This is a genomic window from Gluconacetobacter sp. (assembly GCF_047721585.1).
In the GTDB taxonomy this organism is placed as follows: domain Bacteria; phylum Pseudomonadota; class Alphaproteobacteria; order Acetobacterales; family Acetobacteraceae; genus Gluconacetobacter; species Gluconacetobacter dulcium.
Map to the genome: position 1 here is coordinate 1 of NZ_JBDNXE010000117.1, position 12,220 is coordinate 12,220.

9 protein-coding genes are annotated in these 12,220 nt (G+C 62.1%); 1 reads left to right on the forward strand and 8 read right to left on the reverse strand.

The features are described 5' to 3' along the window. On the forward strand, positions 1-578 hold a 578-nt coding region (locus tag ABF821_RS16710; RefSeq protein WP_415530842.1), incomplete at its 5' end, for a hypothetical protein. A 337-nt stretch (positions 579-915) separates the two neighbouring features. On the opposite strand, the gene ABF821_RS16715 is transcribed toward ABF821_RS16710, so the two are convergent. From ABF821_RS16715 to ABF821_RS16750, 8 genes are all read right to left on the reverse strand, one after another. Then, on the reverse strand, positions 916-1,968 hold the full coding sequence (locus ABF821_RS16715) for an EamA family transporter (protein ID WP_415530843.1): 1,053 nt from the start codon (positions 1,966-1,968) through the stop codon (positions 916-918). Positions 1,969-2,121: 153 nt separating this feature from the next. Next, positions 2,122-4,563, reverse strand: a complete 2,442-nt coding sequence (locus tag ABF821_RS16720) for a hypothetical protein (protein ID WP_415530844.1) — start codon at positions 4,561-4,563, stop codon at positions 2,122-2,124. Positions 4,564-4,687: 124 nt separating this feature from the next. Further along, a complete protein-coding gene (locus ABF821_RS16725; protein WP_415530845.1) occupies positions 4,688-5,308 on the reverse strand; it encodes a response regulator transcription factor in 621 nt (206 codons plus the stop codon). Then, complete coding sequence (locus tag ABF821_RS16730) at positions 5,308-6,357, reverse strand: sensor histidine kinase (protein ID WP_415530846.1); 1,050 nt, start codon at positions 6,355-6,357, stop codon at positions 5,308-5,310. The genes ABF821_RS16725 and ABF821_RS16730 overlap by 1 nt, the downstream gene beginning before the upstream one ends. A 29-nt stretch (positions 6,358-6,386) precedes the next feature. Next, on the reverse strand, positions 6,387-7,118 hold the full coding sequence (locus ABF821_RS16735; RefSeq protein WP_182974932.1) for an MgtC/SapB family protein: 732 nt from the start codon (positions 7,116-7,118) through the stop codon (positions 6,387-6,389). A gap of 45 nt (positions 7,119-7,163) precedes the next feature. Then, positions 7,164-10,082, reverse strand: coding sequence for a magnesium-translocating P-type ATPase (gene mgtA, locus ABF821_RS16740; RefSeq protein ID WP_415530847.1), 2,919 nt, complete (start codon positions 10,080-10,082; stop codon positions 7,164-7,166). 290 nt (positions 10,083-10,372) lie between these two features. After that, positions 10,373-10,507 (reverse strand): hypothetical protein, encoded by a 135-nt coding sequence (locus ABF821_RS16745; RefSeq protein WP_415530849.1) that lies wholly within the window; start codon positions 10,505-10,507, stop codon positions 10,373-10,375. Positions 10,508-11,045: 538 nt separating this feature from the next. Beyond that, positions 11,046-12,220, reverse strand: a 1,175-nt coding sequence (locus tag ABF821_RS16750; protein WP_415530850.1) for a TonB-dependent siderophore receptor, incomplete at its 5' end; no start/stop codon positions are given.

Consider the following 12,220-nt stretch of genomic DNA (forward strand, 5'->3'; position numbering starts at 1 on the left):
TAGTCCTCCAACGTGATACACGCCTGCGGAACGGCACCATGGCAACCGCGAAACAAATCGACCTCCCCGCTCTCGCCACCCTGCGGTTCGGGCTCACCACGGCCCCCCCCACCCGAGCGGACACGCCGCAGGCCAACTGCACGCCAGGCAAGCCGGCGCTCCCCGACGATCTGCGCGCATGGGCCTCCCCCACCCACTTCGAAGCCGCCGGCACCGTTTCCGCGCTCGATCACGCCGTCCTCCCACCGGGCCAGGCAGTGCTGGTAGCCCTGCGACCGACGCCGGATGTCAGCTACGCCCTTCGCCCCGACGAACCGGGCGGCACGGTCAGTTCGGGCGGCATGGTGGCCTTCGACGTTCCCAAGGCAGGCACCTACCGGGTCATGCTCAACGCCCGCGCGTGGCTGGACGTCGTGCGCGACGGTGCCGCCATAGGGTCCACCCACCACGAGCACGGGCCAGCCTGTAGCGGAATCGGCAAGATGGTCGATTTCCCGCTACCGGCCGGACGCTCCGTCATCCAACTCAGCGGCAGCAGCCAACCTGAAATCGAAATCATGGTGGTGCCGGTGCCGTGACACGCCGGGGCGCTGGACAGAAACGCCTCGTCCCCCTCGCAGCCGCGCCCTGACGCCCCATCCATGCCGGAGCCGCCAGCACGCCTACGACGCGGGCGGGCAAGCTGGACGCGGGTCGCATCGGCTGTGCGCCGCTGGGCAAGAGCACGCTAAACCGGCTGGAACAGGGGCGTGCGGAGGGACGGCAGGATTCACGGCCGTGTCATCGTCACCACCCAGAAATGATGCCTGATCCATTGGATGAATTTTATCAAAGCCGTTATAGCGGCCCGCTCACAGCGCGTGGCGCGACGCGGCCCGCCCACGCGGCAGACTGACTTTTCAAACCGGGCCTCCGTCAGCGGGCGTGGCCGTGCCGGTGATGCAAATCGGGATAATGAGGGTGGCGATGCGTCATGGGCGCATGGCGATGGAAATGCGTATGCGGCTCACCGGACGGATCGTCCGGCCCGTGTTCGTGCTGGTGGTGGATGTCATGCACATGGCGGTGCGCATGCCCCATGGCCTCGTGGGTATGCTCATGATCGTGCCGTTCCGCGAGATGCAAAAAGAGGCCGACCCCCATCAACAGCGCCGCCACCACAAGGTGCCCCGTCACGGGTTCGCCGAGCAGCAGCACCGCCACAACAGCGCCGATGAACGGCGCGCTGGAAAAATAGGCGCCCGCCCGCCCCGCGCCGAGATGGCGCAGCGCCAGAACGAACATCACCAGACTGACACCGTAGCCAAGGAACCCGATCGCGCCAGCCGCCGCGATCGCCGGCAGCGGCGGCAGCGTCGCGCCATGGACAAGGGCCAGCGCCAGATTGACCGAACCCGCCGCCAGCCCCTTGACCATGGCAATCTGCACCGGATCGGCGGCGGAAAGCTTGCGGGTCAGGTTGTTGTCGATGCCCCAGGCGACGCACGCGCCCACGATGGCAAGCGCCCCCATGCCGAAATCGCCCGGCCCGCCCTGCCACGACAGGACGACCGCCCCCGCGAGGATCGCGAAAGCCCCCAGCAGAAGACGCCGATCGACGGCTTCGCGAAACACCACCCACGCGATCCCCATCGTCGCCAGCCCCTCGACATTGAGCAGCAGCGCCGCCGTCGAGGCCGCACTCTGCGCGAGCCCGATCATCAGCAGCACCGGGCCGATCACGCCACCCGCCAGTACGACCAGCGCCAGCCAGAACAGGTCGCCGCGCGCCAGCGGTGCCTCGCGCGGAACCGCCCCCGCGACCCGCCCGATCATATGATACAGACCCAGGCCGATCCCGGAGCCGAGATAAAGCAGCCCGGCCAGCAGCCATGGATCGACCCCGTCACCGAGCAGCAGCTTGGCCAGCGGCGTGCCCGCACCGAACAGCAGGGCCGAGATCAGGGCAATGACGGGTCCATTTTTCAAGTTCAGCCTCCTTCGGCCTGGCGAAGCATGTCGTGCGCCTATGGCCCCGCCCGACAGGCTATTCCGATGACGCCCCTACTCTCGCGATCGTTCCCGAGTGTGCGTCATTCAGGATTACCCGATCGACCACGCGTAAAAATACAGAACCACCTTCTAGAATTTCGTCCCTATGGAGAAAAGAGCCTGGCGGGGAGCCGCGCGCTGCATCGTCTGCTTGTCGCCTGAAAACGGGAACCCGTCGACTCCGATATTCCCGATCATTTTCTCGTTTAATATATTGTAAACGTCGAAGCGGAATTTCAGCCCCGGAATATTTCCATGCTTCGGCACCTCGTAGGACAGGAAAGCCGTCGTGTTGAAGTAATTTCTGGCCCTGAGATCGTTTTGGTAATTGGTCTGCTGGTCGAGATAGACCGTGGCGGTCGCTCCGGCCTGGAACTGATGGTAATGGAACAGCAGACTGCTGAGAAGCGAGATGGCCGGATAGCCGGGTTGCGCTTTTCCGCGAAGGGGAAAGACCGTATCGCCGACATTCAGGTCGCCACCGTAGGAAAAGCGGCTGACCGACAGGCTCTGGTTCAGGGTGAGATAATGTCCGACCGGCAGGGCGACAGCCGCGTCTCCGCCCCAGATATGCGACGCGGGGATGGAGGCGACAGTGTTGATCGGGGCGTGAAGATCGCCCACCGAGGCCGCGATCAGCCGATTCTCGATCAGGCTGAAATAAGCATCATAGGAAATCCGCAGACGGCCACGTCGATGATGTCCGCCGATCGTAACCGTCGTGTCTCTTTCCGGCTTGATATCGCGCGTCGCTTCGTCGAACGTGGATTGATCCGCCGCGGTCCATGCGGACGCGCCGTATCCCAGATTCCCGCGCGGGAACACGTTATAGGCGCCCTGGGTCCGCGCGGCATCGACGAAGAAATCGTCTTGCCGTGTTGGTCTGTACAACAGGGAAAGATGCGGTAGAAACCCGTTTCTGGACCGCAGCTTGCCATACGGTGCCGGCACGTCGTCGTTCCCGATGCCGCCCCCGGTGGTCGAAAAATCGACCGCCTTGAACCCCATGCCCAATGTCAGCTCCGGGCGAAGATGCCAGTCATCATGCAGATAGATCTGACGTGACGACGTTTTCCACGCCGACATGTTCTCGACCTGGAAGGCCGGTCCATATGATGTGAAAGGTCCAACCGCAAGAAGGGGCTTTCCTTCCCCGAGCAACGGTTCATTGTACCATGACCCCGCAGCCCGCGACGACGCGGATTCCTCCCACAGCCCGGCAGAGAGCGCATGGTCGGCAATCTGATAGGCCAGCTCGGCAGTCCCGCCGAAGCGCCGGACCTGCGAATGCCAGACCTGCTCCGAAAACGGCGCGCCGGTTTCGGAAGGGGTCGTGGGGTCCGAGACGGAAGCATCGGTATAGGTGCTGGCGCCATAGAACAGGATGTTTCCGCTCAGGGCGTGCGTGATATTGAAATGGTGGCGGAGCGAGCCCAGCCAGTCTTGAGAAACCTGACCGCTATCATACGGGATCAGCACCGCCCGATCCCCACAGAGATAGGGGCCGCAGGCGTTCGCCGCGCCGGCGCCCGCCTGATAATAGGCAAGGGGATAGTTCGGATAAAGGTAGTCGGAACCCCGCCAGCCGAGCTTCGAGATCATGTCGTTCGACAGGTCGTTATAACCCCAGACCTGCGCGTCGGACACCGCGAGAAATGCCGAAAAATCGCCCCAGGACACGTCCTGCGTGACTTTCACGTTGCCTCGGATCATATATTGCGTGCCACCGCCCTCATATTTGTCTTTGGAGATGCGCTGGAAGCCCGCAAGAATTTTCGGCCCGTATGCGCCGATCTGGCCGGTATTGCCCGTCACAGTGGTGACGTAGGTCTGATTGCTGCCGACCGACTGGGTGATATCCGCATTTGCCCTGTCGGTCGGGTTCTCAAGCGAATATCGCAGTTCGCCGCCTCTGCTGGTGCTGGAAAAAGCACTCTCGCGCGATGTGCCCGGCGAGACATAAATCGAACCGATCAGGTCCGGCACGCCGATATTGTTGACATTGTTTCCGGTCAACGTGGTGAAACTGACATCGTTGAGGGGAATGCCTTCGAACATGATCCCGAGTTCGTTCATGTGGAACCCGCGCATGAACAGGCTCGCATCGGACTCGTCGAGGCCATAGGCATCGCTCGACACATAGGAAACGCCCGGCGTCGTTGCCAGAAGGGAAAGCGGGTTCGCACCGGTGAGCGCCGTCGCCCAGTCGCTCTTGGTCAGCAGCGTGCCGTTGGGATGGATCACGCGATGCCGGTCGCTCTGGACGACGATGGCTTCGGGGTCGGCATTCTTCGTCACCGGCACGGTCCTTCGGGCAGGCGCCGCCTGCCTCGTCACGGCCGGCCGCACATGGTCCTTGGGGTCGCGATGCCCGCCCGGCCTGCCCGGCGTCTCCGCCGACGCCGGCGGGAGCAGGCCCACGGAAAGCAGTGTCGCCCCCATCAGGCCGACAGCGCGGTGAGCGGAACCGGGCCGCACGCCATGTCTTTGTCCCTCGCGCGGGAAGCGTTCCGCGCGGCGCGTCGTATGCATCAATCCGGCCTCCGTTCAAGATGGGGCCAGAAACCACATTCTTTTTCAGACCGGCAATGTTGCGTTCATATTCAGAAAATATACTTTAGTATAATACATCTATACGTTATCTTTTGTTGAATTGTCATGACAGGCCGTCAAGGTCGAGTTTTTCCGTAAGCCTGACCAGATCGGGCAGGGTCCGTGCATCCATCTTGCGCATGGCCTGGGCGCGACGGACCTTGACAGTAATCTCGCTGACATCGAGCACGGAGGCGATCTGCTTGTTCAACAGCCCCTGCACCACCAGTCGCGCGACCTCCTGCTCTCCCGCCGAAAGCGAGGCCCAGCGCGCGCGCACCATCTCGCTTTCGGCGACGGCCCGGCGACGGTCGCGATCCTTTCCAATTCCGTTCTGGATCGCATCCAGCAGGGTCTGGTCATTGAACGGCTTCGTCAGGAACTCGATCGCCCCATGCTTGATGGCGTCCACGCCCATCGTGATATCGCCGTGCCCGGTGATGAAGACGACCGGCAGCGCGATCCCGAGCCCGGCCATGCGCCGATGGAAGTCGATGCCGCTCTGGCCCGGCATGCGCACGTCCAGTACCAGGCAGCCCGGCGCGTCCTCCATCCCATGCGCCAGGAACGCCGTGGTGGAATCGAAGGTCAGAACCCTGATCCCGACCGATGCAAGCAGGTCGTCCAGCGCCGCGCGGACGGAGCTGTCATCGTCGATCACATAGACGACGCATGGGCCGGTCATCAGCTTTTCTCCTGCTGCACGGCCGGAACGGTGAAGCGGATGGTCGCGCCCCCCGTCTCCACCGGTTCCGCCGAAATCTCCCCGCCATTGGCCTCGACGAGCGTACGGCTGATGCTCAGCCCGATCCCCATGCCGTCTTCCTTGGTCGTCCAGAACGCCTCGAAGAGATGGTCGCGGATACCGGCCGGAATGCCGATGCCGGAATCGCAGATAGACAGCCGGACCATGCCGCCCGCGACCTCCGACACCATATGGATCGTGCGCGCGCGAGCCGGGCCGGCGGCGATGGCCTCGATGGCATTGAGCAGAAGATTGCCGATCACCTGCTGGACCTGGACCCGATCGGCACGCACCGCCGGCAGGTCGGGCGCAAGGTCCAGCACCAGCGCGATTCCGTAACGCTCGATCTCGCCGCGAGACACGCCGACGACCTCCCCCACCGCATCGTTGAAGGCGAAGACGGTCCTGCTGGGCGGCTCGCCCCTGGTCAGGCTGCGGACGCGGGCGACGATGGCGCTGGCCCGGCCCGCATCCCGCACGATCCGCTCGAGCGCCTGCCTGGCCCGGTCGAGATTCGGCGGGTCATGCGCCAGCCAGTGGCCGCAGGCATTGCCGCTGGTAACGATGGCGGCCAGCGGCTGGTTGATCTCGTGCGCGATGGAGGTGGTGAGCCCCTCGAGGCTTTTGATGCGCGCGATCCGCACCAGCTTCGCGTGGGCGTCCTGCGCCGCCTGCCGCGCCGCGTCCATCTTGAGGATCAGCCACGCCGTCATGACGATCGCGGCGATGCTGACGCCCATATTGGCCAGACCGATGGGCATGTTGCCTTTCGGCGTCAGCGCGAAGCTCAACACGGTCAGCGCGACGCAGAACGCCGAGAGCCGGATCAGCGCCCGGCGGCCCAGGAACGGCGCGGCGGTCAGAACGACCATGGCATAGAAGACCGCGGCCGCGACCTCGTAATTCGTGGCCGTGTCCACGGCGAACAGCGCGGCCATGACCCCCGCCAGAAGGGCCAGCCGGAGCCCGAGGCGAAGCCGTGCCCGCATCCGGTTCGTCCCTTTCGCGTCACATCCCGTCACGTCTCGTCACGGGCGTTCCAGAATGCCTGCCGCACACCGGGCAACCGTTCCACCTTCTCGACCGCGTCGTCCAGTTCCTCGACATTGACGGCGGTGGGGAAGAGCGTCAGTTCGATCTCCATCTCGTCCTGACCCAGCGGATGGCCGTCCACCTGGCGGACCGGGTAGCCGGTATCGTCGAGGATGCCGAGAATATTCTCCCGGATGTCCGCGCTCAAAGTCCGGTCGCAGATCACATACACCACATACAGGGCCTCGCTGCTCGCCTCGCTGAACGGGCGGCGGTTGATCCGGTTGACCAGCGGCCGCAGCAGGGTGTTGCTGGCCAGCACGAAGAACGCGGCGATCGACGCCTCGCCCAGCAGGCCCGCGCCCGCGCAGGCACCGACCGCGCCCGACCCCCACAGCGTGGCCGCCGTGTTCAGGCCGGAAACGCTGGCCCCTTCCTTCATGATCGCGCCCGCGCCGAGAAAGCCGATGCCCGAGACGACATAGGCGACGACGGTGATGGGCGTCTGCGATCCATGGTCGATGTCGAACAGGCGCGCACCCAGCGACACGAAGATCGCCGCGCCGACGGAGACCAGCGTGTTGGTCCGCAACCCGGCGGTGCGCTGGCGCAACTGGCGTTCGACGCCGATCAGGGCACCGAGGACGAAAGCCGCCGCAAGCTCGACGAGCGTGGTCGCGAGCGACGACAGGCTGCTGAAATGAAGGGCAAGGGTCACAGATCGGGACTCCAGAGGGCGAGCGGGCTCCGCCCATGCGGTCGCTTACCAGCCGAACCGGCGGATATAGAGTATCTTCATCGCGGTGGTCAGGACCGCATACCCCAGGACCATGCCGGCCAGCCAGGGATAATAGGCCGGCGGCAGCGGCTGAAGCCCGAAAGACCCGGCCAGCGGGCTGACCGGCAGGGCAATGCCGGCGGCGGCGATCAGCACGGTCATCAGCATCAGCGGCCATGCCGCGCGGCTGTCGATGAAGGGCCGTTTCGGCGTGCGGATCATATGGACGATCAGCGTCTGCGTCAGCAGCCCTTCCACGAACCAGCCGGACTGGAACAGCGATTGCCGGTCCAGGCTGTTCGCGCCGAAGACATGCCACATCAGCACGAACGTCGCGATATCGAAAACCGAGCTGACGGGGCCGAAGAAGATCATGAACCGCCCGATATCCCGTGGATTCCATTTCAGCGGCCGGGCAACCAGCGCGCGGTCCACGCTGTCGAAGGGAATGGCGGTCTGCGAGAGGTCGTAGAGCAGGTTCTGCACCAGCAATTGCAGCGGCAGCATCGGCAGAAACGGCAGGAAGGCACTGCCGGCCAGGACCGAAAAGACGTTGCCGAAATTCGAGCTCGCCGTCATGCGGATATATTTGAGCATGTTGCAGAAGGTCCTGCGCCCTTCCAGCACGCCTTCCTCCAGCACCATCAGGCTTTTTTCCAGCAGGATGATGTCGGCGGCTTCCTTGGCGATATCCACGCCGGTATCGACCGAGATGCCGATATCCGCGGCGCGCAGGGCCGCCGCGTCGTTGATCCCGTCGCCCATGAAGCCCACGACATGGCCGCCGTCGCGCAGCGCGCGGACGATGCGTTCCTTGTGCTGGGGGGTAAGGCGGGCAAAAATCCGGTGCTTGCCGACCGCGTGCGCCAGCACGCTGTCGCTCATGCTGTCGATCTGCGGCCCGGTCAGGAAGCGCGCATGCCCAAACCCGACCTGGGCACAGACCTGCGCGGTGACAAGCTCGCTGTCGCCCGTCAGGACCTTGACCTCCACGCCGTGCGCCGCCAGCGCGCGCAGGGCCGGCGCCGTCGTCTCCTTCGGCGGATCGAGGAAGGCGATATAGCCGACAAGCGTCAGACCGGCCTCGTCCTTCACCGAATAAACCGCCTGCGCGGCGGGCATCTCGCGTATTGCAACGGCGACCACGCGCAGCCCCTGCCGGTTCAGGTCCCGCGTCACCGCATGCAGCCGCTCCAGCATGTCGTCGTCGAGCCGCCGCGGCGCCGCATTCTCGTCATCCGCGATCCACGCGCACGCGGCCAGCATTTCCGCGACCGCGCCCTTGCAGATCAGCACGGGAGGATTGCTGCCTTCCGCCACGATGACCGACATGCGCCGACGCACGAAATCGAAGGGAATTTCGTCAACCTTGCGCCAGTCCCGCGCGTCGGGCGCCGCATGGACCGACGTAACATCGTCCAGCATAACATCGCCCGACGGACCATCGCCTGACGGACCATCGCCCGACGTAACGTCACCCGACATGACATCACCCGGCGTGGCATGACTCGGCGTGGCATGACTCGGCGTGGCATGACCCTGGGCGACATGCTCCAGCACCGCGCGGTCCAGCAGGTTCCTAAGCCCGGTCTGGTAGAAACTGTTGAGCCACGCATAGCGCAGCACGGTATCGGAGGGCGTACCGAACGCATCGGTGTGCCGCGCCAGCGCGATCCGATCCTGTGTGATCGTCCCGGTCTTGTCGGTGCAGAGCACGTCCATCGCGCCGAAATTCTGGATCGCGTCCAGGCGCTTGACGATCACTTTCCTGCGCGAGAGCGTGACCGCGCCCCTGGCGAGGGTGGAGGTCACGATCATCGGCAGCATTTCGGGCGTCAGCCCGACCGCGACCGACAGCGCGAACAGCGACGCCTCGACCCAGTCGCCCTTCGTCAGCCCGTTGATGAACAGCACCACCGGCGCCATGACGAGGGCGAAGCGGATCAGCAGCCAACTGACGCCGTTCACGCCGGCTTCGAACGCCGTCTGGGTGCGGTCTGTCGCCGAGACGCGGGCCGACAGCGCGCCGAAACAGGTGCGCGCACCGGTCGCGACCACCAGCACGGTGGCCGAGCCGGAAACGACGTTGGTGCCCATGAACACGAGGTTCGGCGTCTCGAAGACGGAGGTAAAAGGCCGGTCGATCTCGGCGAATTTCTCCACCGGCAGCGATTCCCCCGTCATCGCGCCCTGCGAGACGAACAGATCCCTGGCCGTCAGCACCCGGCAATCGGCCGGGATCATGTCGCCTGCGGACAGGATGACATGATCGCCCGGCACCAGTTGGCTGATCGGCAGTTCGACCGATGCGGCCGGCGGGGCCGGGTGAAGATGCACGCCGAAATACCGCGCGCCAATGGCCACGGCCGCCGCGTCGGGCGCCCGACGCCGGATGACGGTCGCGGTATTGCTCACCATGGCCTTCAGCCGTTCGGCGGCCCGGTTGGAGCGCCCTTCCTGCACGAAGCGCAGCAGCGTGCTCAGCACCACCATCGTCCCGATGACCACCGCCGCCTTCAGGTCCTGCGTCAGGACGGAGATGAAGGCGAGCACCGTGAGCAGCAGATTGAACGGGTTGCCGTAGCAGTGCCACAGATGCCGCCAGGCCGGCAGGGGCTTTTCGTGCTCCACCTCGTTGGGGCCGAAGCGTTCCCGGCGGGCTTCGGCCTCCGTGCCGGTCAGCCCGTCCGCGTAGGAATGCAGGCGCGCGATCGCCGCCGGAACGTCGTCGGTCGCGACCTGGCGCATGGTCCTGGACTCGTATCGCAACGGTGCCTGCCGGTCTCCGCTACCCAGCCTGTTCAGGCTTTCGAGGATCGCCTGGCGCCGGAAATGGCGGTGCGTATGCCGCCGTGTCAGGAACAGGCTGAACAGGGTCCGCAGAAAAGTCTCGAAGCCGTTCATGATGAAACACTCCCCATGGCGAGGGTCGGGGTGCCGCGAGAGACAGGCAAAGCGCGGCGGCATGGCAGCGGTCAGGACCGCCGCCATGCGTGCCGCGCGGAATCGTCAGGCTGGGCACGAAGGATATGAAAGAATAACCAGACGGGCATCGTCAGGAAATCCGCGTCATTTTCCTGATTCCCGGCCACGTCGCAAGCCGTTATTGCCCGACTTCAGATAGAAATGAGTATGCCGAAAATATACCAAAGTATAGTATTTCTCTCCACGTCCCCGGCCACCGCCCGACCGGGTCATCCTCCCCTCACCACCCGTGCCGTGATGTCACCGATGATGACGGAGAATCGTTTCCCGCCATGCCCGCTGCCCGAGCATGAGATGTTCAGACCCAGGATTTGAAAGGGAATGTTGTGGACGGTCAGTTCCATCAGCCCGCTGCTGATCCCATCCGTGCGGGCAAGGAATCTCCACCCCATCGGATCAGCCCCACCCACGCGGCTCCGCGCCGTCAGACGATCATCCAGCGGCGGGGCGATATGGCAGTCGCCAGAAGATGGTAGAGCCGGTCCCGTGTCAAAGGGCCGAACGAGCCGGGAACGCGGGGTAACGACGTGTCGGGCTACGCCATGAGACGGAACCGAAAAAAGCAATAAAATTAGAACAAAAAAGGAATTTTTTTATTCCATTGTAATGTAGGGGCCGATATCCGGCGATGCTCCACAAGGTCGCTGTCACGGCATCGGCCTCATGGATGTTGCAGGACCGCCCTACGCATCTTGCGCAGTGTTACCCGACGAGTTTGGCATGGGTCGCCCCACAGATATTGTCGGGGGCAACCCATGTTTCTTGCATAGGTCCGCCCCTCGGAACTTGCAGCGCATCTGCCCCTCGACTTTGGCATGGAGACGTGGAGCAAGGTGTTGAAGCCAATGGGAAAAAAGCGATGTAGTTCGGGAAGAAAAAATTTTACCAATTATACATCAGATTTCCATACACTCGCCGTCCCTGACCCACATAACAATCGCTATTATTGCATCGTGTGACATAATATTTATTCGTTAAATTGGAAATTGCTAGCTGTGCTTTTAAACCCTTCAGGGCAGGAATGGATGCACCAAAATCGTAGTGGGCGCCAATATCAAACAGGAAATATGCAGGCGACTTAAACGACTCCACATTTCCAGCATAAGTAAAACCAACGTAACGCAAGCCGCCGTTCACACCAAATCCGTTGAAAACGTTTCGAGGTAAAGAGTAATCCAAAAATAATGAAAACATATTGCGTGGCACATAGGGAACGAACATTCCTTCTTGAGAAATCGCGTTACCATAAGTTGATCCTGTATAAGGATTATACCGCTTTGCTGCTTTGTTTGTCTTTGCATACCGGATATCCACGTAACTATACGAGGCTATCATTCTCAGATCTTTCGTAAGGTTCGCATTCGCTGAGACTTCAAAACCTTGAGACTTAACTCGTCCCGCATCAAGGCTGTAATTAGTGTGGACGGGGTCCTGCTCTAGATAATGGTCTTCATCGATATGAAAAGCTGAAGCTGTCAAAAGAATATCCTTATTAGGAACCTTATATTTTAGACCAACTTCCAGTTGCTTCCCAGTCAATGGTGCGAACGGCTGTCCTTGATAGTTTGTTGAAGTCTGAGGAACGAAGGATGTTGAATAACTAAAATAAGGAGTTAATCCAAAAGCGAAATTATAAAGAATACCCGCCCTCCAGGTAAAAGCGCTCGCTGGTTGTGGTGCCGTATTTCCTGGGGTCTCTGTTGTAATATTTTGTCCATTGGTATTGTTGTAGGTGTGGCTCAAAGCGTGCCCATTATAGTTTATCCAATCTTGCCTACCCCCCAACAGGATTGATAAGCGCTTCAACTTGATCTGATCTTGAAAATATATACCCTCTTGAAAATAATCATACCGCGATGTGCCGAATGATCCTTTACAGCCAGCTGAAACAGAGGTGCTAAAACAAGGGGTATAGCTTGCCCCCGGGTTGTACATATTTACAATAAAATCTCCCCCCGTCGTTTTGTCTCTCTGGTAATACCAATTATAATGATAAGATCTAAGTGTCCGTCCAAGAACATCTTGAATCATTGGAATCGTTTGTGATTCTCTATCAG